18 protein-coding genes are annotated in these 25267 nt (G+C 36.6%); 13 read left to right on the top strand and 5 right to left on the bottom strand.

The features are described 5' to 3' along the window. Positions 1–50: 50 nt before the first annotated feature. The 4 genes from topA to MP478_RS14920 form a co-directional block, all read right to left on the bottom strand. Positions 51–2612 carry a type I DNA topoisomerase gene (gene topA / locus MP478_RS14935; RefSeq protein WP_257189743.1) on the bottom strand — a complete coding sequence of 854 codons (2562 nt, stop codon included), beginning with the start codon at positions 2610–2612 and terminating at the stop codon, positions 51–53. A 275-nt stretch (positions 2613–2887) separates the two neighbouring features. Next, a complete protein-coding gene (locus MP478_RS14930; RefSeq protein ID WP_257200880.1) occupies positions 2888–6214 on the bottom strand; it encodes a T9SS type A sorting domain-containing protein in 3327 nt (1108 codons plus the stop codon). A gap of 365 nt (positions 6215–6579) precedes the next feature. Further along, positions 6580–7719, bottom strand: a complete 1140-nt coding sequence (locus MP478_RS14925) for an EpsG family protein (protein ID WP_257189741.1) — start codon at positions 7717–7719, stop codon at positions 6580–6582. A gap of 1 nt (position 7720) precedes the next feature. Then, positions 7721–8725 (bottom strand): hypothetical protein, encoded by a 1005-nt coding sequence (locus MP478_RS14920; RefSeq protein WP_257200879.1) that lies wholly within the window; start codon positions 8723–8725, stop codon positions 7721–7723. 194 nt (positions 8726–8919) lie between these two features. Between MP478_RS14920 and MP478_RS14915 the strand changes: the two genes are divergently transcribed. Genes MP478_RS14915 through MP478_RS14895 form a run of 5 tightly spaced genes read left to right on the top strand, consistent with a single transcriptional unit; the run spans position 8920 to position 15551 of the window. Further along, the gene (locus tag MP478_RS14915; RefSeq protein WP_257200878.1) at positions 8920–12573 is read left to right on the top strand and encodes an MMPL family transporter; all 3654 of its coding nucleotides are present in this window, start codon (positions 8920–8922) and stop codon (positions 12571–12573) included. A gap of 42 nt (positions 12574–12615) precedes the next feature. Further along, positions 12616–13530, top strand: a complete 915-nt coding sequence (locus MP478_RS14910) for a dialkylrecorsinol condensing enzyme DarA (protein ID WP_257200877.1) — start codon at positions 12616–12618, stop codon at positions 13528–13530. A gap of 1 nt (position 13531) precedes the next feature. Next, entirely contained in the window at positions 13532–14671 is a 1140-nt protein-coding gene (locus MP478_RS14905) for a beta-ketoacyl-ACP synthase III (protein WP_230032413.1), read from the top strand. Then, a complete protein-coding gene (locus MP478_RS14900; protein ID WP_230032414.1) occupies positions 14671–15102 on the top strand; it encodes a hypothetical protein in 432 nt (143 codons plus the stop codon). The genes MP478_RS14905 and MP478_RS14900 overlap by 1 nt, the downstream gene beginning before the upstream one ends. A 5-nt stretch (positions 15103–15107) precedes the next feature. Further along, on the top strand, positions 15108–15551 hold the full coding sequence (locus MP478_RS14895; protein ID WP_257189738.1) for an ABC transporter permease: 444 nt from the start codon (positions 15108–15110) through the stop codon (positions 15549–15551). Positions 15552–15947: 396 nt separating this feature from the next. Here MP478_RS14895 and MP478_RS14890 read toward each other — a convergent pair whose 3' ends face one another. After that, a complete protein-coding gene (locus MP478_RS14890) occupies positions 15948–18860 on the bottom strand; it encodes a pitrilysin family protein (protein WP_257200876.1) in 2913 nt (970 codons plus the stop codon). 366 nt (positions 18861–19226) lie between these two features. Between MP478_RS14890 and MP478_RS14885 the strand changes: the two genes are divergently transcribed. The 8 genes from MP478_RS14885 (at position 19227) to MP478_RS14850 (ending at position 25218) form a co-directional block, all read left to right on the top strand. Beyond that, positions 19227–19631, top strand: a complete 405-nt coding sequence (locus tag MP478_RS14885; RefSeq protein ID WP_257200875.1) for a hypothetical protein — start codon at positions 19227–19229, stop codon at positions 19629–19631. Between the two features lie 56 nt (positions 19632–19687). After that, a complete protein-coding gene (locus MP478_RS14880; RefSeq protein WP_257200874.1) occupies positions 19688–20683 on the top strand; it encodes a BtrH N-terminal domain-containing protein in 996 nt (331 codons plus the stop codon). A gap of 1 nt (position 20684) precedes the next feature. Next, complete coding sequence (locus tag MP478_RS14875) at positions 20685–21443, top strand: ABC transporter ATP-binding protein (RefSeq protein ID WP_257200873.1); 759 nt, start codon at positions 20685–20687, stop codon at positions 21441–21443. Further along, on the top strand, positions 21430–22698 hold the full coding sequence (locus tag MP478_RS14870; RefSeq protein ID WP_257200872.1) for an ABC transporter permease: 1269 nt from the start codon (positions 21430–21432) through the stop codon (positions 22696–22698). Before MP478_RS14875 ends, MP478_RS14870 begins: the two co-directional genes overlap by 14 nt. A 55-nt stretch (positions 22699–22753) precedes the next feature. Continuing rightward, a complete protein-coding gene (locus tag MP478_RS14865; RefSeq protein ID WP_257189734.1) occupies positions 22754–23182 on the top strand; it encodes a thioesterase family protein in 429 nt (142 codons plus the stop codon). Beyond that, positions 23179–24312, top strand: a complete 1134-nt coding sequence (locus tag MP478_RS14860) for a beta-ketoacyl synthase N-terminal-like domain-containing protein (RefSeq protein ID WP_257189733.1) — start codon at positions 23179–23181, stop codon at positions 24310–24312. Before MP478_RS14865 ends, MP478_RS14860 begins: the two co-directional genes overlap by 4 nt. 10 nt (positions 24313–24322) lie before the next feature. Continuing rightward, complete coding sequence (locus tag MP478_RS14855; protein WP_257200887.1) at positions 24323–24862, top strand: 3-oxoacyl-ACP synthase; 540 nt, start codon at positions 24323–24325, stop codon at positions 24860–24862. Between the two features lie 98 nt (positions 24863–24960). After that, positions 24961–25218: a phosphopantetheine-binding protein gene (locus MP478_RS14850; RefSeq protein ID WP_230032446.1), complete on the top strand. Its 258-nt coding sequence runs from the start codon at positions 24961–24963 to the stop codon at positions 25216–25218. Positions 25219–25267: the final 49 nt, after the last annotated feature.

Genomic DNA, 25267 nt, shown 5'->3' with positions numbered 1-25267 from the left:
AAAAAGCCGGTAACACTATTTGTTAACGGCTTTGTATTATTATTTTAATATTACTTTTTTTTGGCAGCTGGCTTTTTAGCTGTTGCCGTTTTCTTTACAGCAGCAGTTTTTTTGGCAGCAGGCTTTTTCTTTTCTGCAAAGGCATTTTTATCCTGATCGGTAATCCATTTTTTCACTTCATCCAAAGAAACATCCTTCAATTCTTCTGCATCATATTTTGTATCATCATTTTTCTTTGGAATTTTAAACATTGCTTTTCCAAATTTGATGAAAGGTCCCCATCTTCCGTTCTCAATAGAGATTTTTTCTTTTTCCCACTGCTGGATATAACGGTTTGCTTCTTTTTCCAACTTAGCATCAATCAGTTCATTGATATCACTTTGGGAAAGGTTGTCAAAATTATATTTCTTCGGAACATTGATAAAAATATCTTTGTATTTGATAAACGGACCGAATCTTCCTGCACCTTTGGTTACCGGTTCGCCTTTATAAGTGGCAATTGGCGCATCGGCTTTTTTCTTTTCGTTGATAATTTCCTCTGCACGGCTCTGGCTCACAGATAAAGGATCTTCACCTTTAGGGATACTGATGAAAGTATCACCCCATTTTACATAAGGCCCAAATCTTCCTACTCCTACAGAAACGGCATGCCCTTCAAATTCATTTAAGTCAAAAGGTAATTTGAATAATTCTATAGCTTCTTCAAAAGTAATTGTAGCTATATTCTGCCCGGTCATTAATGAAGCAAAGATTGGTTTTTCTTCATCATCGGTTTCTCCAATCTGGATCATAGCCCCAAATCTTCCAATTCTGGCGTGAACATTTTTACCTGTTTTAGGATCTACCCCTAATAACCTATCTCCCGTTGCACGGTCAGCATTCTCTTCTACATCTTCAATTCTTGGATGGAATTTTGAGTAGAAATTGGTCATCATTTCTTTCCACTTTTGGTCACCACTTGCAATTTCATCAAAACTCTCTTCTACTCTTGCTGTGAAACCATAGTCTAAGATTTCTTTAAAATTATCTGTTAGGAAATCATTCACAACTTCTCCTATATCTGTAGGAATGAATTTATTTTTATCTCCACCAAATTTCTCGTCAAGAACTACCTTTTTGATTTTATCTTTTACCAAAGACATCTTAATCACTTCACGGGTTTGCGGCTCAATCTCCCGCTTGTCTACATATTCTCTATTTTGGATAGTCTGAATAGTAGGAGCGTATGTAGAAGGTCTTCCAATCCCTAATTCTTCAAGTTTTCTTACTAACCCGGCTTCAGTATATCTTGCACTTGGTCTTGTAAACTTTTCTGTAGCAGTAATGCTTTTATAGTTTAATATCTCACCAACTTTTACTTTTGGCAATAGCTTTTCGTTGCTCTCATCATCTTCATCTTCCGTCTTTACAATACCATAAGCTTTCAGGAAACCATCAAAAATAATAACCTCACCCTGTGCTTCAAAATGATGTGGCAAAGATGCATTTCCAATTTCAATGACAGTTTTTTCAATTTTAGCATTGGACATCTGAGAAGCCAATGTTCTTCTGTAAATCAACTGATATAGTTTACTCAACTGAGCATCTCCTATACTTTTCACTCCAAAATCTGTAGGACGGATCGCTTCATGAGCTTCCTGTGCCGATGCCGACTTTGTAGTGTAATTTCTCGGAGAAGAATATTCTGTTCCGTATTCTGATATGATTTGCTTTTTGGCTCCTTCAATAGCTTCCTGGGAAAGATTTACCGAGTCGGTTCTCATATAGGTAATGTATCCTTCTTCGTATAATCTCTGTGCCAGACGCATGGTATTGGTCACATTATATCCCAATCGTGAAGAAGCTTCCTGTTGTAATGTAGAAGTGGTAAACGGAGCAGATGCAGAGCGTGTACCAGGTTTTGTTTCCACATTCAGTACTTTGAATTCTGTAGTTTTTGCCTGCTCAAGAAATTTTTCTGCGTCCTGTTCTTTTTCAAAATCTTTTTTCAGCTTGGCAGCAATTTCCTGTTCTGCATTATTCAGGAAGATCCCATCCAGCTTAAAGCTTGCTTTTGGTACAAACTCACGGATTTCTTTTTCTCTTTCAACAATTAACCTTACCGCTACAGACTGAACTCTTCCTGCAGATAGCCCTGGTTTTACTTTCTTCCATAAAACGGGAGACATTTCAAAACCTACAATCCTATCCAATACTCTTCTTGCCTGCTGAGCATTGACCAGATTTTGGTCAATATCTCTTGGGTTTTCAATTGCTTTTAGAATGGCATTTTTAGTAATCTCATGGAAAACAATTCTTTTTCTGTTTTCAGGCTTCAGTTTCAACTCATCTGCTAAGTGCCAGGCAATAGCTTCCCCCTCACGGTCTTCATCGGAAGCCAGCCAAACCATTTCGGCCTTCTTTACTGCAGCTTTTAGTTCTGTTACCAATTTCTTTTTGTCTGCAGAAACTTCGTAATCTGGACTGAATGTGGCAAGATCTATTCCCATCCCTTTTTTAGGCAAATCCCGGATATGACCGAAGCTGGATTTCACTTCAAAATCCTTTCCTAAATATTTCTGAATAGTTTTTGCTTTTGCCGGGGACTCGACGATTACTAAATTTTTCGACATTCTAAAAATTTTTTGCAAAAGTAAAGCTTTTTTATTATATACTTTTTGTTCTATTCGTTTAATTTGACAATTAGATTTCTTAAGAGCGTATTATGACAACCCTCTTCAGCCCAATCAAGTCCTTTATATTGTATGTTTTAGCATGTTAACCACTTATCAATCTTAAGGGATATAGAATTTTTCACCAACTGTAATAGACACAGAAAATATGTATTGTTCAAAAAAAGCAGAATAAACTCATGTATTCTGCCTTTTTAAGCATTATTCCAGCAGATTTATCTTTTTATAATTTTCACCACTGCTTCAGAATTATTTATTCTTATTAAATACCCTCCCGGAACTAAAGAAGAAAGATCCGTTTGTTTATTTTCAAATATTCCCGATTTCACAAGCCTTCCGGAAACATCATATACTTCATAGTTATATTCCTTATTTTCTGACTCCTTGAGATAAAGAGTATCTTTAAAAGGATTGGGAAATACTGAAATATGCTTGGTTTCTGTTTTAAGTTCTGTATTATTGAAAGCTACAGAGGTTATAATCCCATTTCGCAGTGCACTGATCACAAATTTTGAAGCGGGCCCTTCTTCTTTTCCAAAAGCATTATATTTAACTCTTACACAGCGGCAGCCCATTCCAAAATACGGATCATTATTATCATGAAAGACTATCAGGCGATTGGCTGTAGAAGCTGCATCAAACAATATATTAACGGCTCTTCCCAGATAATTCGAAGCCAGTGCATCGGTCCATATTCCCGGATATTGAAAATTCACTACATTAAAAGTTCCTTGTGGAGACTGGTTTCCTACAACATTTCTGAATGCACGGGAACCAGAATCGGGGTAATTTCCAATGGTATATGTCTTATCCGAAAACTGATACCCTATAGTATAAGCTGTAGACGGGTTTCTCACGCGAATCCCCTTATAATCAGCAGCAATACTATAAGAAGTGGCTATATTTTTATCTTTTTTATACCATGGGGTTTGTCCAAAATCCTGTCCGGAAACGAGTGCCACACTGGTAAGATCCGGGATTCTCCATCCGTCAGGGCAAGGATCGAAAGGGGACTTTCCTCCTCCTCTTCCCCATCTGTCCGGGGCAAGGTTTGGCTCATTAGCTATCCAGTCTGTTCCATTGGTATAATTGGGAGCCGAACTGTTAAATGGTGAAAAGGTACTCGGGACCATAAAAACCAAAGGATTCCGCACTGAGTAAGCCATTATTTTATTCACTTTATCAACCGGTTTATCTATTCCCTGAACACCCGAAGCAGAAGCATACGTATCATAAGGAACTATATATCCTGCCGAAAGGTTATTATAGGCTGCAGCTGAAAGCGTAGTATATGAAACGGTACCATTCTCCTGAACTTTCCCCAAAAACACATTGAAAGAAGCCCGGTTATCTGCATACTGAAAGGTAGGAATAGGATCTTTCCTTCCCCATTGATAATGCAATCCGGTAGAAGCTCTTATCTCTGCAAGCTCAGCAGCAGTAGGAGCTAATGGATTTCCAACATTTGGAAAAGCAGATAAGGCTCCTATATTTCTGTCCAGAAACTCGGTCATTAGTACGACGTCTGCTTTATTCACATAATTTACATAATTCACGGCTTCTTTTACCGGAAGTTCTGTTGTATAGGCATAGGAAACTACAGGAGTATCTGTAATCCAAATATGCCAGCTCCAGTATACAGGGTTTGTAATGCTTCCGTTATGTAGCGTAACAACGGCATTTCCGCTTTGGTTAGGCCGTATCTCTACAGATATCCGGGAATACCTGATATCCTGTAATGCAGATGGGGATGGATTCACCAGGGAAACTTTGTTTATGAGGTTGACATTGGTAGTCCACAGGACATTGGCTTTCAGATTATTGAAATTTGAGGGAATTAGTATATTTTGATTATTAAGCAACTGGCTTTGAACAGAAAATGCCTTACTGACAGGAATTTCCACAGTATAGGGCTGTGTGCTTTTAGTCGCCAGATAGGTATTGGGGTTGTTGATTCCTTCTTTATAATCTGTTACAGCAGCAGGTATATATTCCGTTGGGAAATCATAATCATTAACCTTATACAATGGGTCTTTTATGCATCTGCATCCGTTGGCATCTGAGGTATACATTCCGGACATTGGCATATAAAAATACCTACCATGGATATTGGGATAATTTGGATCCGGTATATCCGGCTGCCCTTTATCCGGAATCATAGTTAATCCCCTTACACCAACTGAGGGAGATGCATCAAAATGCCTCGTCATAGTAGCCGTCCATAACGCAGTATGATGCTGATCGCTATATTGCCCTAAATGAGCATTCCTGATAAGCTGTCCGGTCCCCGGAAATACTCCCATATCATAGCCGTTAACACTGGAGAGATCAAATCCCCAGTTCGGGTAAATCTTAAAACCTGTCATGAACGCCGGAACGCCTGCATCTGTTGGTTTTATAATATGGTATTTATTAGCTTCAAAAACATTTTTTCCCATACTGGTCTTAACCCCAAAAGGTGAAAAATCTATCCGGATATCATCTATATAAGATGAAGATCCAAGATTAGCTACAAGCATGGATGGAACACGCCAGCCATTGGGGCAGGGATCATATGCGGATTTATCTCTATATGGCTTTGCACTGCTGTCATTATTATATCCCGCAGCAATTTTTCCCTGCGAATTATCAGACCAAAGATTAAGCTCGGAGAGTCTGTTATCTGGTAAATCAGCAGTTCTTCCAAACCAGTTGACAGGAAGATTGACATTATTATTGTAATAGGCCTGCCCAGAGTTATCATTTTTATTAACATAAATCAGGCTCAAAGGATTTTTTACAGAAAGCCTTATATTATTGGTTATCTCTGCTGCAGAAAGCAACACTACCTTTGTAAGGTCATCAATACTTATCGCGTTGGTAAAGTTCTTTGCACCTCTGTGTCTTATCCTTCCTACAGATCCTGATGCTTCATAAAAATCGTTACCTCTTGTTACCAAAGGTGGAATAGGATCTTTTCTTCCCCACTGATAAAGCAATCCGTTACTTCTATTCCAGTCTGATGCTGTAATGGAACTGGTAAGGGCTCCCAGGTTTCTGTCCATCCATTTCCATTCGAAATCAGGAATAGACTCAATAGTTCCGTCTGACCTTAGCCTTTTAACATTCTCAAAACTTTTATAGGATGAACCATTGGAAGGATCGTCGGTGACCCAGATATGCCAGCTCCAGTAGATTTCTCCATTCACTCTGAAAGCAATCACCGCATTTCCTTTTTTAGTCTTATTAACAGGAACTTTTATTTTTGCATCCTGCCCTGATCCCGAAATCTCTAAGGCATAGCCCGTCCCGGATTTAATTAAACCATGTACATCTTCCCAAAGTACATCTGCCGTTACTGTTCCTGCAGGTATCCCATTGCCATTAATATAAGGATCTCCTTCCCACATAGCATAAGCCTTTCTTACCGGAACAAACAGGCCTTCGCTACTTTGGCCGGGATCAAAAAAATAACTGTTGGGCGCCTTTTTCCAGTCTGGAATGATAGTATAACGTAGATTATTTTGAGGTTTATTCAACGAATCCAACTCTTTTGCAGTCAAAACGTTTACTTTATAACCAACTGAGGAAAAACCCTCTATGGAAATTATGTTACCTTTAAAACAGAGACCAATCGACACTAAGCAAAAAATTGCTGCTAATTTTTTAACTAAACGTTTCATATTCTGGATTTGTGTGTATTATCAGAAATACAACTTTTAAGCCTATGCTCAAAAAAAACATATTTAATTTATAAATAAACATACCATATCTGAATTAAAATGTAAATAATTAAAAATAAATTCATTACCACTAAAAACTCATCATTCACGTAAAAACTGAAATATAACTGGCATCCATGTCATTGTATTGCAAAAAAGACAACTCACTAAGAGCTGTCTTTTGTTTTTTAATTTTGAAATATTTTCTAAGGAAGAATATGGTTTTTATATAAATCTATTGAGAACCTTCCTGCTTTTATATTATTAAAGGAAGCAAAAACGACAAAATTGAATACTACCAAAGTAATAATAAATGCATAGACCATATTTTTAACCCTGGCCGAGACCACATACATTGCATTAGGAATTATGATATATGAAAATCCGATAAATGCTCCTGCAAGACGGGATGAAAATATAGGATTATTCCTGAAAATAAAGTAGAAACATATTCCTACCACAGCATAATTCCGGTGGTATTCATAATAAGGATAGAGTTCCTTCATCTTGGTATCAAAAGCAAAAAGGAAAAAAGTCAGAATTACCATCATTGCCTCAGGGATCCCAAAGCCACCATTCAATCTCTGTGCAGTTTCTTCCACATACCCATTAAACCCTTCAACCAGTGTACTGTCTTCAGCCATACCACTTAAAAAGCTTCCAAAAACCTTATAGACTTCAAATGGTGACAGAAAGACAGAGCCTATAATCATAATCAGCATAACGGTCTTATTCAAAGGAATGCGGGCCAGCCAATACATGGGTAAAAACAGATAACATACACTGTGAATTCCTGATCCTAAGAATATAAAAAACAGATAATGCCACAGTTTTCTTTCTTTGATATAGCGTATAGCAAAATAAACAATAAAGGTACCCAGGTTTTGTCTTATCTGCCCACTTTCTCCGATGAAGAAGTTGGGAATAAACATGAAGAGGGTAAAGGTAAAAGGATAAAAAGTATTGTCTTCTGTATATTTTATCTTAAAGCTTATTGCAAAAATGGCTATAACAAGGGTAACAATATAAAAAGGGGCATTAAATACGTTAAGCAATATCTTATTAATCAAGGTATAGAGCCACTCTACGTCCAGGGTATCCGGCCCCGTCATATGGAGCATCTTCATAAAGATACTGTAATAGCTTTTGGTATCGGAATAAATATAAATACCACGGTAACTACCATAATCCGGACCTACACTATCACGAAGCCCTGCAATGATAATCAGATAAATACCCAGGAACCAAAACCATTTTTTATCTACTTTTTTACCATATACCTCCTGAACACTGAAGAACAGCATATATATAATTGCAATAATATAATATGGATGTAATAAACTCATACTAATTGAATCTCTGCTGTTTTTTAAACTGGTGAAACGCTATGATAATCCCGGTTAGAATTAAAGGAAGAAAGAGTCTCACTTCCCAAAACAATCCGACTAAGGTAATCATAATAAGATAAGGCAGTGAAAAGAAAAGATATTTGCCAAATACCAACCTGTTTTCTTTATCAATACAAAGCTTATATATAAAATAAAGAACTACGACTGCAAAAATCAATCCCGCTAAATTAAACGGACTTGAAAAGTTTCTGTCTATATAAAAACCTTCCACAAAGGTTGTTTCTTCTGTTGTCATAAACTTTCTTAATCCAAGATATGGAATTAGAAAAGCAACAACCAAAGGAATTATTATCCATATAAACCGGTAATTTTTTTCCTGAATATTTTTCACATTAAAGAAAACCGCTGCAAAAAAAGCAATATTAAGACATGCTGTTTCCCTTACGAATGTAGAAATAATAATCAGGACAATTAAAATCCCATAATATACCTTTTGCTGGGTGTGCAGATATTTCAGCGTAAGAAAAACGCCTGATAAGTAGCAAAATAAAGCAATGGTATCACAATTTGTGGGAGCATACTGAGTGATAACGATAAAAAAAACTGAAAGTAAATGAATGACTCTCCTTACATTAACGTCAGAAAACAACGTTTTAAACTGAAGCATTTTATTAATAAGAACCGAACAGAGGATAAAGAAAAAACTGTTCATCAGAAAAAGACCATGATAAAATGGTGTCCCGTTCTTAGACAGGAAATCCTTAAAGAACGAAAAAGGCCCATTGATCAGGTAATACACTATGTCTGTCATCTGCACACTGAGATAATTAGGAATCACCCTATACGCATATACAGAGGAGAATAAAAATTCCGGAGTTTTTTCTGATGTTTTCAACCTGGTGTAGGAAGATTCAAATCCATAATAGGACATGGCAAACAGCAGAAGCGGAAGTACTATCACAAATAGAAATCCGTTTATTTTTTCATCATTTTTTTCCAACATATCTAAAACAGATTCTTATTTTTTAATAATAATTGTGGTTTAAAATACATTTCATTAAAGGGGAACTTTTGCAAAAGTAGAATATTTTTTCATTCTGCCTAGAATATTTTATTGATTTTCAGACAAAACTTATCCCTCAATTATTTTGAACTAATACTTAAAAATTTAAATTTGCAGACTGACTTTTAAATATAATGCATCGTTTTTTCATATTTTTATATTATCTGATTTCTAAAAACAAAACTATTGCTGTATTGAGTGCATTAGGAATCGCGGCTTTGTGTATTTTTTCCGCTTCAAAAATTAACTTTGAAGAAGACATTAATCAGATTATCCCTAAAAATGAAAAATCTGACCTTACGGCCAAAGTTCTTAAACAACTTAACTTTTCAGATAAGATTATTGTTATTATAGAGAATAAATCCGGTGAAGACAGCTTTCAGCTTTCTGAAACGGCAGATATCTTTCTACAGAAAATTGACCCTTTACAAAAATACATTGGCTCGGTTCAGGGCAAAGTAAATGACAATGAAATTTCAGAAACATTTGATTTTGTCAATCAGAACCTTCCTCTGTTTCTGAATGAGAACGATTATAAAGAAATCGGACAGAAACTTCAGAAAGACAGTATTGCGAGGCAGGTGGAGAACAATTATATATCATTAGTTTCTCCTACAAGTCTTGTTACCAAAGAATTCATTAAAAAAGATCCTTTGGGACTTACTTTTTTGGGGATCAAAAAACTGAATGCTTTAAACATCAGTAAAGATTTCAAACTTGAAGACAGCTTTATCGTTACCAAAGATGGCAAGAACCTCTTATTATTTATTGATCCGAAAAACAAAAGCAATGACACCAAGGGCAATGAAGCTTTTGTGAACCAGCTTAATACGATAAGGGAAAATATTAACAAACAGTTCAAAGGCAAAACTGAAATCAGTTATTTCGGGTCACCGGTTATTGCTGTTGCCAATGCCCAGCAAATCAAAAAAGATATTCAGAATACGGTTATCATTTCAATGACGGTGCTGTTGGTCCTTTTGATCTATTATTTCAGAAATTTCTTCACCCCTGTTATTGTTTTTCTACCCACTGTATTTTCTGTGCTGCTCGCCCTATTGATACTGTATTTTATTAAGGATAAAATCTCAGCCATCTCATTAAGTGTAGGAGCTATTCTCATTGGAATCACCATAGATTATGCCTTGCATATCCTCACTCATTATAAGCACAACAATAATATTGAAGAGCTTTACAAGGATATTACACAGCCCATCATCCTTAGCAGCGCAACAACGGCTGTTTCTTTTTTATGTCTGGTTTTTGTACGCTCTGAAGCATTGAAGGACCTCGGTCTTTTTGCAGCTATCACTGTTATTCTATCGTCTATCAGTGCATTGATCATCGTACCTCAGCTTTATAAGCCTAAAAAAACATCGGAAAAGCACAATACAAATTTCATAGACCGGATTGGTTCATATCCTTATGAAAAAAACAAACCTCTACTTATTGGCTGTTCTTTAATTATTCTTGCCTGTTTATTTGGCTTCAGGCATGTAGGCTTCAATGAAGATATTGGTGATCTGAATTACATTCCCAAAGAGCTGAAAATAAGTGAGGCTAAACTCCAGAAGCTTTCAGACATCACTTCAAAGTCGATATACACCATCTCGTACGGAAATTCCGAAGAAGAAGCATTGGCCCGGAACTCAAAGTTGAGCCAATTTCTTGAAAAAGAGAAAAAAGATGGAAAAATTTTAAGCTACAATTCAATTGGTAATATTGTACTTTCCGAAAAAGATCAACAAAAGAAATTGGCCGAATGGGAACGTTTCTGGGATACCAACAAAAAGAATAACACCGTTGCAGAGCTGATCAGCAACGGAAATAAATTTGGTTTCAACAGTTCGGCTTTTGATCATTTTAATGATGTTTTACATAAAAAATACGCAGTTTTAACATTGAAGGACTATGAAAGGGTAAAGGCATTACAGATTTCAGAATTCTTAAGCCACGAAAACGGTTTTTACACAGTTTCAAATATTGTAAAGGTTGACGAAAACAAAAGAGATACTTTCATTAAAGATATTGAAAAGAAACATGATGCTCTCGCTATTGACCGCCAGCAAATGAATGAAAATTTCCTTGGTTTATTGAAAAGAGACTTCAGTACTTTAATCAACTATTCTCTTTTAGCCATCGTTTTAACCATTATTATTTTCTTCAGAAATTTTGAGCTGACTATTCTTACCATGTTTCCAATTGTTTTAACCGGAATTGTTACAGCAGGAATCCTTTATTTTCTAGGTCTGGAACTCAATATCTTCAGTACAGTAGTATGTACATTAGTCTTTGGAGTAGGTGATGATTTTAGTATTTTCCTTACACAGGCCATGCAAAAAGAGCATACTACAGGAAAAAACGAACTTCCAACCTACAGAACGTCCATTATCCTGGCAGTTTTCACTACGATACTTTCCATTGGATCCCTGATCTTTGCCAAGCATCCGGCACTACATTCTTTAGCACTGGTTGCTTTAATCGGGATGTTCTCCGTGATTATCATTACCTCAACATTATATCCGTTCTGGTTTAGGTTCTTAATTACCAACAGAGCAAAAAAGGGGCTTTCTCCTATTACATTCAGGCTATTTCTTAATTCATTTTTATCATTTTTATATTATGGATTGGGAGGATTGCTATTTTCAGCCTTCGGAAGTTTTTTCGTTAAAAATGCTAAAGGAAAAACATTGGATATTATAAAACTGATCTTAGCCCGTTTTTTAACGTCGGTACTTTATTCAAATCCCTTTGTCAGGAAGAAAGTCATCAGAAATACTTCTGAGGATTTTAGCAAACCGGCAGTGATCATTGCCAATCATACTTCATTTTTAGACACTCTGGCTATTGCTATGGCTACTCACAAAATCATTTACCTGGTCAATGACTGGGTATATGAATCTCCTGTATTTGGAAAGCTGGTAAAAGCATTAGGTTTCTACCCCGTTTCACAGGGTATTGAAAATGGAATGGATAAACTGAAGGAAAAGGTTAACCAGGGATATTCCCTTGTTGTTTTTCCTGAAGCAGAACGCTCTTATACTCATGATGTCAAAAGGTTCCACAAAGGAGCATTCTATCTTGCTGAGCAGTTTGGCTTAGATATTCTGCCTCTTTATATTCATGGGAATTCTGAAGTATTGCCGAAAGGAGATTTTATTATTTATGACGGAAGTATTACTGTAAAAGTAGGAAACAGAATCAGCAAAGATGATACAAGCTTTGGGACTAACTATTCTGAAAGAACAAAAAAGATCAATGCCTATTTCAGGGATGAATTTGCCAGGCTGAGAGAAGAACTTGAGGATGAGAATTATTTTAAAAAGAAATTGTTCCTAAGCTACTTATATAAGAACACTGATGTGGTACAAGAAGTAAAAAAAGATTTCAACACCTATAAATCTGTTTATTTTGAACTCAATAAACACATTCCTAAAGACGCCAATATTCTGCATATAGCAAATGATTTTGGGCAAAAAGATGCTTTACTGGTGCTTTATCAGGCAAGCAGAAAAATCTTTTCATTCATTAAAAACAGTGAAAAAAGAGAAGTTGCCTCTCAAACTTATCTGGTGAAAAGCAGGAAGCTTCACTATATACAAGATCTTTCAGAAGTCAATAAAAAAATAGATATCCTTCTTGTTTCAGACGACAGCTTTTCCGTGAACACCATTCAGGTTCTTCCGGAAATTATCATTTTTGTTAATGCAAATAATGCATCATTTAAAAACGAAAATTATACATTAAAATTCAGTTCTGACTCATTAAAAGTATTTAAGGCTGAATAATAAATATGAAAAACATATTTTTGTAACCGTTAAAAAATAGTAATGAAAAAAAACATACTTGTAATATATTATTCACAAACCGGCCAACTGGAAGATATTGTGAGAAATATTGCCAGACCTTTTGAAGCTCAGAAGGAAGAATATCATGTTACCTATTACAACATTCAGCTGAAGGAAGATTTTCCTTTTCCCTGGCCAGGTGATGTTTTTTTCAATACCTTCCCGGAGTCTTATCTTCAGATCCCTAAAGAAATACTCCCTCCATCGGAAGAGGTACTGAATACAAAGTATGACCTCATCCTGTTTGGTTATCAGGTATGGTATTTAACGCCATCTATTCCTATTATTTCATTCCTGAAAAGTGGGTATGCAGAGAAAATTCTTAAAGACACCCCTGTTGTTACCATTTCCGGGACAAGAAATATGTGGATGCTTTCCCAGGAGAAACTTAAGGTCTATTTAAAAGACTTAAAAGCCAACCTTGTTGGAAATATAGCCCTGGTAGACAGACATGACAATTATACCAGTGTACTAACGATCTTACGATGGCTGACTACAGGGCAGAAAGAAAAGTCGGGAATACTTCCTGCAGCCGGTATTTCTGATGAAGAGATTACAGGATCTGTGAAGTATGGAGAAATCATTAAAAAGCATTTTAAAGATAATGATCTGGAGAATTTACAGCCAGATCTGGTAAAAAACGGAGCCGTTGAGATCCGTCCGTTTCTGGTACGGGTAGAAAAGGTAGGAAATAAAATTTTCACCGTTTGGTCCAATCTGATTATAAAGAAAAAAGAGAAACGTCCATTGCTGATAAAATTCTTTAAGGTATATTTGATGGCAGCGATATGGATTATCTCACCAATCGTTTTGGTTTTACATCTGCTTACAACCCCCATATTTTGGTTTAAAAGACAAAAACAAAAAAGATATTTACAAGGAATTAATTTAAAATAGAATGTACGACGTATTTATAACAAAAGCATCAACATACTTACCCAATGAGCCGGTATCGAATGATGAAATGGAGACCTATCTTGGTCTGATCAATGATGCGCCTTCTAAAGCAAGAACACTTATTTTAAGAAATAATAAAATCACAACAAGATATTACGCTTTAGATAAAGAAGGGAATTCTACGCACACCAATGCGCAGATTACAGCAAAGGCAATCGAAGGTCTTTTTGATGAAAATTTCAAAAAGCAGGATATGAAATTATTATCTGTAGGAACAACTTCTCCGGACCAGATACAGCCTTCACACGCTTCTATGGTTCATGGGGAGCTGAATATCGGAAAATCTATCGAGATTAATACCGCTACAGGTCTTTGTAATTCCGGGATGAATGCCCTTAACTACGGATTTCTTGCTGTAAAAGCCGGTGTACACGAAAGCGCTGTATGTGCGGGTTCTGAGAGAATGTCTGCATGGATGACTGCTGATAAATTCAACCATGAAGCTGAGAATTTAAAATTACTGGAAGAAAGACCTATTATTGCTTTCAAAAGGGAGTTCCTGAGATGGATGCTTTCTGATGGAGCAGGTTCTTTCCTGTTAGAAAATAAACCCCGGGAAAATCAGATCTCTTTAAAAATAGATTTTATTGATTTCTACTCTTATGCTCATGAAATTGAAGCATGTATGTATGCCGGATGCGAAAAGCAGGAAGACGGAAGTTTACAATCATGGGCAGACTATTCATCTGATGAATGGTTAAAGCAATCTATCTTTGCCTTAAAACAGGATACTAAAATCCTTGATAAATATATTCTGGTAAAAGGAGCAGAAAGTTTAAGATCATCTTTTGACAAACATAATTTGGATCCTGAAAAAATAGACCATGTTTTGGCTCATATTTCTTCAGGTTATTTTAAAGAGGGCTTAAAAGATGAGTTTGCTAAAAAAGGAATGGATTTCCCTTGGGAGAAATGGTTCTACAATCTTTCTGATGTCGGAAATATTGGTGCAGGTTCTATTTTTATTGCATTAGAAGAAATCATGAATTCCGGCAAACTGAAAAAAGGAGAGAAAGTACTTCTTTGTGTTCCTGAAAGTGGAAGATTTGCTTATTCTTGCGCCTTATTAACTGTTTGCTAATGGAGAACAGACTGCCAACATCCGATAAAGATTTTGTAGAAAGCCTTATTCCTCAAAGATTTCCTTTTGTAATGGTACATGAGCTTACAGAATACTCTGAAAAGCATCTGATTTCCGGATTTGAAATAAAAGAAGACAACCTCTTTGTTCAGAACGGAATTTTTCAGGCTTCAGGTATGATAGAACATCAGGCACAAAGTGTTGCATTACACACAGGTTATAAATATTTCCTGCTGGGGAAAGAAGCTCCTACAGGATATATTGGAGCTATAAAATCTTTTGAAGCGGAGGTACTTCCTAAAACCGGAGATCGTCTTATCTCAGAAGTTACCATTCTTAATGAAGTAATGGGAGTAACACTTGTAGATATCGTCACCAGATTAAATGGTGATGTGATTGCAAAATCTCAAATGAAAACTGCTGTAAAATAATTCTAATGGAAATCAGGGAAGACCAAATGATCAATATACACAACTTTCTGCCTCATCGTGAACCGATGTTGATGGCTGACCATATCTTGGAATTAACCAAAGAAAAAGTTGTGACTTCCTTTGAAATAAAAGAAGAGAATATCTTTGTTCATAACAATGAATTCGTTGAAGCCGGGCTGATTGAAAATCTGGCACAAACCTGTTCTTCCATTCTTGGACAGAGTTTTTTCGAAAATCCTGAAGCAGATACGAAAGTGATCGGTTTTATTACCAATATCAAAAAAATTGAGGTTTTTGCCCTTCCGAAAGTGGGAGATAAAATCATTTCAAAAGCTTCGCTTGTTTCCCAGTTTGAAAACATTTGCCACATCTTCTGCGAAACGTTCAATCATGATGAATTATTAATCAGAGCTGATATCAACCTTTTTATCCAGGAAGTAAAATCGTAATATTAATTCCAAATACAATAGGAAAAGCTGTACCTCAACGTTACAGCTTTTGTTTTTTATTAACAGCACAATGCTTAATCTCTTTCATAACAGTCAGACTTATAATTCAGCGGTAATATATTTTGTTACAATCTAATAAAATTGTCATTAAAATCTGAAAAATACGGAGTTATAAAGGCAACAGCCCTTCCTGAACAAAATCACAAAACACTACATTTCAAATAATTACATGATAAAAAAGTCACTCCAGGCTTTGATAAAAAAAATATCATACGGATGTATTTCACGTGAAACATTATACAAATCCGTGGAACATGCATCATCACAAACAAGCTCATATGAACAATAAAAAAGTGAGACATTCCTGCCTCACCTTTGACTATATGATCCAAAAGATTAATATCCGAAGATCTCTTCAAGAGACACTTCCTGGAATTCACCCATTTTGTTGATCGATTCCATATTCAGGTTTTCTTTCTTACCGATGATTGCCGTATTGTATTGTACAGGTTTCACTTCTGTATTGTAGAATCCTGTAAGCTGAGGCAATGTAAGCCCCTGGATTTCTGCATAAGTATCTTTTCTGATATCATAATCAATACCCAGTTTTTTCAGTGCAAGCTGGCTAAAGAAGATATTCGTTCTGTTTACTCTGTTGGAAGCAATCTGCTTCAGTGCGGAACCTCTTGCATTATCAAACTGTGTTGGGATTTGTGGTAATTCTACCATCAGATCGTTCATTGCACTTACCGCCAAAGGAAGCTTATTAGACTGTGTTCCTATATAATTGGTAACATAATTTGCATGTCCTTTTTCTGATGCATTACCATAAGAAACATAGGCTGAATAGGCTAAAGACTTACTTTCTCTGATCTCCTGGAAAACAATTGAGGAAAGGCCTCTTCCGAAGTATTCGTTGAAAACATTTGATTTTCCAAAATTGCTAAGGTTTACCGTACTTCCTTTTGCCACTTTCGCCATCTCCATCTGCACCATATCATAATTGGTAAAATACACCTTTCCCGTTGTGGCAGGTTCTGCATATTCTTTAGCTTTTGCAGGCTGAAGGCTTGCATTCACAACATAAGGCTTAACCGCTTTCTCCATCCCCGACTGATCCTGTCCGTAAAGGAATATCTGATAAGGATACTGGTTCAGTGTTTTAATCTTTTTGATAAGCTCCGTAACATCTATGCTCTCAAGACGCTCTTTAGACACAATATCCGTCATTCTTGAATCCTTACCATACTTGGCATAATTCGAAAGAGCAGCCATGATTCTCCCTTTATCTTTCTTCCCTGCAGCTCTGGCCTCCAGGATCGTTTTTACGGTTTGACTGTATATTGCTTTATCTGCTTTTACATTCGTCATCCAGTGATTCATCAGCTCTACCCCTTTCTTCATATTGCTCTCAAGACCGGTCAGGGTAACGATCATTTGATCGTTGGAAGTTCTGATGCTGTTGCTGATTCCCAATTTATAGAATTCTTCTTTTAACTGCTCGGGAGTATATTTGTCTGTACCCAGATATCCAAAAACAGATCCTGCAATAGAAAGTTCTTTATCATTATCCGTTCCGAAAGGAAAAACATAACTTACCTGGGCAATTTCATTATACTTATTTTTTACAAAACTTACCGTCTTATCTTTCACTTGTGAGTTTTGAATCGCTGTTTTATAATCAATAAACTCAGGCTTGATTTCAGCTACTTTTGTGCTTAAAATACCTTTAAGAAAAGGAGACTGAACATCTCTGTTCAGTTTAATGGGAGTAATTCCCGGGTTTTCTACCCTTACAAGCTTATCATTGACTCCTTTTTCTTTATAAACGACTACGTAATTATCTTTAAAGAATTCATTGGCAAACTTTACCACATCAGCTTTTGTGATCTTCTCATACTGATTGATCTCATCAAGTTCCTGTTCCCATGTTCTTCCCTTAATGTAAGAATCGTAAAGTTCTGTAGCTAACCCGTCTGCCGTTTCCCAGCCTTTCATACGCTGAACTTTCTTATCATTTATAATAGCTTTGAATATCCAGTCCGGAAATTGTCCCTTTTTCACAAGATCCAGCTGATCAAGCAATAACTTTTTAGCTTCGTCAAAACTTTGCCCTTCTTTAGGAGTTACGGTCAACGCAAACAGACCATACATTTTGAACGGTGATTCGTAGGCACCTGCTCCAAGGGTCTTTTGCTTTTGATTAATATTAAGGTCAATTAATCCGGCATCACCATTATTACTTAAGATCTCTGCAACAACATCTGCCAATCTTGCTTCCTGACTTCCATAAGAATCTGTTCTCCATGCCATGGTCATTCTTTGTGTAGACGGACTTTTTACAGCTCTGGAAACCACTTTTGTCATAGGCTCTTCTGTTACCATCTTTTTCATCGGAAGGTCTTTGTATTTGAAAGCACCAAAATATTGATCAACTAATTTTATAGTTTTGTCAAAGTCAATATCTCCCACCAATACGACAGCCATATTATTAGGAACATAATAGGTATCAAAATACTTATGAATTGCTACCATTGAAGGGCTCTTTAAGTGTTCTGAAGTTCCAATCGTTGTCTGCTGCCCGTTCGGGTGTTTAGGGAAAAGAGCTTCCATTAAAGCATAGTTTACAAGACGTCCGTCATTATCCTGAGCTCTGTTGTACTCTTCATACACCGCTTCAAGCTCTGTATGGAAAAGACGCAGTACCAATTCTGAAAAACGCTCTTTTTCTACTCTCAGCCATTTTTCAAGTTCGTTGGATGGGATATTGTTTTTATAAACCGTTTCATCCAGCCACGTATGGGCATTGGTTCCTGTTGCTCCCAGTGAAGAGATTGCCTTGTCATATTCATTGGCAATGGCATATTTTGAAGCCTCCTGAGATACCTCATCTATCTTTTTGTAAAGTTCTTTCTTCTTTGCAGGATCTTTTTCAGCTTTATGCTGCTCATAAAGATCGGAAATTTGCTGTAGCAAAGCCTTTTCCTTTGCCCAGTCCTGAGTTCCCAGATTGGATGTACCCTTGAAGACCATATGCTCAAGGTAGTGGGCTAATCCTGTATTATCACCTGGGTCATTATTAGATCCTGTTCTTACAGGAATATAGGTTTGAATTCTCGGAGCATCTTCATTTTTTGCAAGATAAACCTTCAGTCCGTTTTTCAAAGTATATACTCTTACACCGGCCTGATCATTCTTTACCGTTTCATAGGTATACCCTTGGGCATCCGTAAGTTTTTGTGTCTCGAATTTCTGTGCCATTGCACTTAACATGCAGAAAAGCGAAACAGAAATAAAAAATTTCTTCATAGTTGGTAGTTAACAATTAATTTTTATAATCAGATTTCTCAAAAACATTAGTCTCACAATACAATACACTTGTTACAGCAAATCCATTACAAGACAAATAATAAAAGCCTATTGAAGGTTAGGATGATATTCTTTCCGATGAGTTATGTTTAAATTAAAATAATAGTAAAAGCTAAAAACATATTCGATCAAACTTGATAAAAACTCAAAATTATCCTTCCATATAACTATACTCCACGACAATAACTCCTCAAAATTTAATATGATTTACATATAATGTATTTTCACTATTTTAGCCAACTGATTAAAAAAATCAAAACAGGTGAACTATTTTTCATCTGGAATCTAAAAAATAGTATTATTTAGATGAAAAAACAAGACCTACCTCAAGACGAAAGCAACCTGAAATCCGCCAACATGACAGAAGTACTGTATGTAACGGACGAAAATAACAACTATACTACAGCAAACAGCACAGGCTGGGATGCAAAGAAAGCTGCTTTGGATGAATCTATGGAGCTCATTTATGAAAGAATTGAGGAAGCCAAGCAAAACGTTACCAATAAAACTGTAAGTCCTATCGTTTATTTTATGGAGCTGAATAAAATGGATCTTGGAGTACTTGCCTCTTATGTAGGAATGTGGCAATGGAGGGTGAAAAGACATTTTAAGCCCAGAATATTTACAACACTAAGCGAAACTGCACTGAAAAAATATGCTGATGCATTTGGAATTTCAGTGGATGAATTAAAAAACTTCGATGGGAAATAAATGGAAGCATTCTATGCAAAATTCCATTGAACCAATGAAAAAGATAAAAGCTGCAAATGAAATTAAACTTTGAACACCATCAGACTGCGCATTGCGAAAACGGTGTTGCTTCTAATCTACTGCTTAATAAAGGACTGAAACTAAGTGAGCCTATGATCTTCGGAATAGGTTCCGGATTATTTTTCGTCTATCTTCCCTTTTTAAAGGTGAATTTTGCGCCTGGCTTCAGCTATCGTCCGATGCCCGGTGCTATTTTTAGCAAAGCAGCCAAAAGATTGGGAATTAAAATCAAGAGAGAGAAATTTTCCAATCCTCAGGACGCTCAAAAAGCACTGGAAAGAAATCTTGAGCACAATATCCCTACAGGGCTACAGGTAGGAGTTTTCAACCTTACATATTTCCCTGAAGAATATAAATTTCACTTCAATGCCCACAACCTTGTGGTATATGGTAAAGAAGACGGAAAATTCCTGATCAGTGATCCTGTCATGGATTATGTCACCTCACTTTCGGAAGCCGAACTGGAAAAAGTAAGATATGCCAAAGGAGCCCTTCCCCCAAAAGGACATATGTATTATCCTGTCTATGTTCCTCAAAATATCAATCTTGAAGAAGCTATAAAGAAAGGAATCAAAGATACCTGTAAAAATATGCTGGCACCGGTACCGCTTATTGGTGTGAGAGCCATGAGATGGGTAGCCAAAAGCATCCCTAAATGGGCAGAAAAGAAAGGCACAAAGGTAACCAACCACTATCTGGGGCAGCTGATCAGAATGCAGGAAGAAATAGGGACCGGCGGAGGTGGCTTCAGATTTATTTACGGAGCCTTTCTTCAGGAAGCGGCAGTAATCCTCAAAAATGAACAGTTAAAAGAACTGTCACAGGAAATTACAGCTATTGGTGACCTTTGGAGAGATTTTGCTGTAGACATTGCCAGAGTGTATAAAAACAGAAATTCAAAAAGCAATATCTACAATGAACTTTCAAAAACAATGCTTCATATTGCAGATCTCGAAGAAGCTTTCTATAAAAAACTGAGAAAAGCAATCTGATATGGCAGAAAATATGATTGAGGTTAAAAATCTATATAAAAAATACAAAAATTCTGATGAATTTTCTGTCAATGATATCACGTTGAATATTGACAAAAATGAAATCTACGGAATTCTTGGACCTAACGGAGCCGGTAAAACCACCCTTATTTCCATGCTCTCTGGACTTATCAAGCCCACTTCCGGGAAATTCCTGATCAATGGGCTGTCTCCCCAGAAGGATAATTTTAAAATCAGACAGATCATTGGTATTGTCCCTCAGGAATATGCACTTTATCCTACGCTTACGGCAAGAGAAAATCTCATGTTTTTCGGAAGCCTGTATGGATTAAAACATAAACAGCTCCTCAAAACTATTGATGAATCCCTGGAAATGATGGGGCTTTCAAAGTTTGCCGATAAACAGGTGGGACAATTTTCCGGAGGAATGAAACGCCGTTGTAACCTCATCGCAGGAACACTTCATAACCCGAAAGTTTTATTTTTGGATGAACCTACGGTAGGAGTTGATGTTCAGTCCAAAAAAGTGATTATTGATTTTCTTCAGGAACTGAATAAAAATGGGACTTGTATCATTTATACTTCACATCACCTTTCCGAGGCCGAAGAATTCTGTACGAAAATTGCCATCATTGATAAAGGAAAAATTCATGCTGTAGGAACCCCTGAAGAGCTGGTTTCTCAGATTGCTCACGCCGAAAACCTGGAGGATGTTTTCATTTCATTAACCGGAAAAGAATTAAGAGATGTTGTTGTATAAACTGTGGAGAAGCTTTATTAAGGAAATTCTTCTTCTGAAAAGAGATATCGGAGGAATAGTCATCATTTTTGTGATGCCGTTACTTTTAATTGTTACCATTACCCTGATTCAGGATTCTACCTTTAAAAACCTTGAAGGCTCAAAAATCCCGATTATTTTTATTGACAATGACAAGTCAGAGGTTTCCAAAAGTATAAAAGGGGAACTGGAAAACAGCAAGACATTCCTGCTACTGACCAATTTCAACGAAAAGTCTGCTCAGAAAGCAGTTTTCTCAGGAGATTATCAGATGGCCATTATCATTCCTGAAAATCTGACGAAAGATCTCAATTCCAATATTGATTCAAAAGTTCAGACGATAGTAAGTTCATTTGGATTGGAAACAGATTCTGCAGCAGTCAGAAAACCGGATTCAAAAACAAAAGAAATTCACTTATACTTTGATCCTGCTACCAATGCAGGATTCAAAAATTCTGTCATAAATTCTGTCAATAAGATGGTTTTTGAAATCGAGAATAAAAAAATTTATAAAGCATTCCAGGAGCAGCTGGGAACAACAGAGAACCTCAGCGAGAATAAAAATCTGATCAGTTTTAAAGAGATCACCCCTAAGAAAGGAAAAATGGATGTGATGCCGAATTCCGTTCAGCATAACGTTCCTGCATGGGCCCTTTTTGCTATCTTTTTCATTGTTGTTCCGCTATCTATCAATCTGGTAAAAGAAAAGAGCCAGGGAACCAGCGTGCGGGCAAGAATAAGCCCTACTCCCTATTTCGTTCATATTTTAGGAAAAACATTTACCTATCTTATCATTTGCATCATCCAGTTTTTACTGATGGCAGCAGTAGGAATCTATCTTTTCCCTTATATGGATCTTCCGGCATTTGATGTTTCCGGAAAAATGTTTCAACTTATTACGGTAACCTTGTTTTCAGGGCTTGCAGCCATTGGATTTGGTGTTTTGCTGGGTACCATAGCGGATACCCAGGAGCAGTCGGCACCTTTTGGAGCCACTTCCGTTGTTGTGTTGGCCGCTATAGGAGGGATATGGGTTCCTGTATTTTTAATGCCTGAATTCATGCAGACTGTAGCCAAATTTTCTCCTATGAACTGGGGGCTGAATGCTTATTACGACATTATCTTAAGGAACAGCGGAATTGGTGGAATTGCTAAAGAATTAGTATTTTTATTTGTATTTTACCTTGCCACCATATCCATATCGATTTTTTACGAAAGAAAACTCCATAATGTTTAAATCAGGAGTTTCCTGAACCTCACAGAAAGAAAAAAATATAGGAAGAAAAGAAAAAATGCAGTCTAAAGAAAACATATTAACCTGTACCGAAGAAGTAAGGGTACGGTTCAATGAGACAGATCCGCTGGGAATTGTCTGGCATGGTCATTATATTGTTTATTTTGAAGATGGCAGAGAGGCCTTTGGCCGTCAGCATGGCCTTACATATCTTGATATTCAGAAGGCAGGATTTGTAACGCCTATTGTAAAAAGTACCTGTGAGCATTTTCTTCCTTTAAAATATGGTGAGACCTTCAGAATTGTCACTACATTTATTAATACAGTTTCAGCCAAGCTGATCTACAAATATGAGCTTTTCAACCAGGAGGACAAACTGGTTTGCAGTGGAGAAACCATCCAGGTATTCCTGGACAGCGAAGGAAATTTATGTCTTTACAATCCGGAGTTTTTTCAAAGCTGGAAAGATAAAATGGGATTATCATGATGAAGGAAATTTTTATTACAGATTACAATTGTGTTACTCCTCTTGGATTTAATGTAAATTCCAACTGGAGTTCACTGTTAGAAGGGAAATCAGGAGTAGCACTGCATAAAATTACAGAAAATCAGGAAGCTGTTTACGCCTCTATGATTGATTCTGAAAAGCTGAACGAAGAATTCAGTAAAAACTTTGAAAATCAAAGTTTCACAAGGCTGGAGAAGATGATCCTTCTAAGCCTGAAACCTTTGATAGAGAACCATCCTGTCACAGCAAACACGGCACTTATCCTTTCCACCACAAAAGGAAATGTGAGTTTATTAAAAAATCAGACTGTTTTACCCGAAGGTGCTTACCTTGCTGTGTTAGCACAGAAAATTGCAGATTTCTTTGGGTTTAAAACTAAACCCATTGTTGTTTCCAATGCCTGTGTTTCCGGAGTAATGGCTATTGCTGTTGCCAAAAATATGATTCAGGCAGGATACTATAAAGACGCTTTTGTGATCGCAGGAGATGAAATTACAGAATTTGTGATTTCGGGCTTTAATTCTTTCCAGGCCCTTGGTACAGAGCCCTGTAAGCCTTATGACAAAAACCGGAACGGAATAAATATCGGAGAAGCTGGGGCAGCGGTATATATCACCTTCTCTCCCTCTGAAAATGAGAAATTCAGATTTAAAGTTTTAGGTGACTCCGCGGTCAATGATGCCAATCATATTTCCGGACCTTCAAGAACCGGAGACGGCCTGTATGCCAGCATCAGAAATGCCATGACAGAAGCAAAGGTTTCTTCGGAGCAAATTGATTTTATCTCGGCTCATGGAACGGCCACCCTGTACAATGATGAAATGGAAGCTATTGCATTCAACAGAATGGAACTTCAAAATGCTCCGTTAAACAGCATGAAAGGTTTTTACGGACATTGTCTTGGAGCTTCCGGATTGCTGGAAAGCATTATTTCAATGGAGAGTGCCCGCCACAATACATTGCTTCCGTCTAAGAATTTTGAAGAAATGGGCGTATCCCAACTCCTTAATATTATCAGAGAAAATAAGACTGCAACCATTCAATATATTTTGAAAACTGCTTCAGGATTTGGAGGATGTAATGCAGCAGTGGTATTGGAAAAATGTTAAAATGAATATGATGAAGAAAATAACCACCTGCACCCTGGAAAATTCAAAAATAGCCGTTGATGGAAACGTTGTTTTTGAAAGTGAAACACATTCTTTTCCTGAATTTGCAAAAGAAGCTTATAAAAATCTGGGGCTGAATTATCCCAAGTTCCACAAAATGGACAGTTTAAGCAAACTGGCCTTCCTTGCTGCTGAAATGATATTGCAAGACGGAGATCATAGCCGGACCGCTTTGGTTCTTGCCAACACATCATCCAGTCTTGATACTGATTTCAAATATCAGGAAAGCATTAATTCTCAGGAAAACTATTTTCCAAGTCCTGCTGTATTTGTTTACACCTTGCCCAATATTTGCGTGGGTGAAATCAGCATCAAACACAAAATGCAGACGGAGAATGCTTTTTTTGTTTTGGATGAATTTGATGAAAATTTTTTAAACAATTATTCGGAACAGATTCTCCGGTCCGGAAAAGCAAACAAAGTATTATGTGGCTGGGCGGAATTGTTTCAGGAAAATTATAAAGCTTTTGTATATTTGCTAACCTTATAAAAAATGTAACCATCTGGCAATCTGAAAATGTAGTAATGATAAGTCATTAATGCATTGGTAAACTGTTATATTGGTACATTGTTAAATTAAAACTTTTTATGGAAAACTTAAAAACCGAATTGAAGCACAAAATTATTGAAGTTCTTAACCTTGAAGATGTTTCTGTAGAGGAAATCAAAGATACAGATCCATTATTCGGAGGCGGATTGGGACTTGATTCTATCGATGCTTTGGAACTCATCGTCCTTCTTGATAAAGATTACGGAATAAAATTAGCTGATCCTAAAAAAGGAAAGGAAATTTTCCAATCTATCGAAATCATGGCTCAATTCATCGAAAACAACAGAACAAAATAAATTAATATAACAATCTAATGGTGTAACAATGTACCAATAATTGGGAAAC

Source organism: Chryseobacterium sp. WG14 (assembly GCF_024586945.1).
Classification (GTDB): Bacteria; Bacteroidota; Bacteroidia; order Flavobacteriales; family Weeksellaceae; genus Chryseobacterium.
Note: the sequence above shows the minus strand (reverse complement) of the source record. Positions and strands in the feature narration are given on the sequence as shown.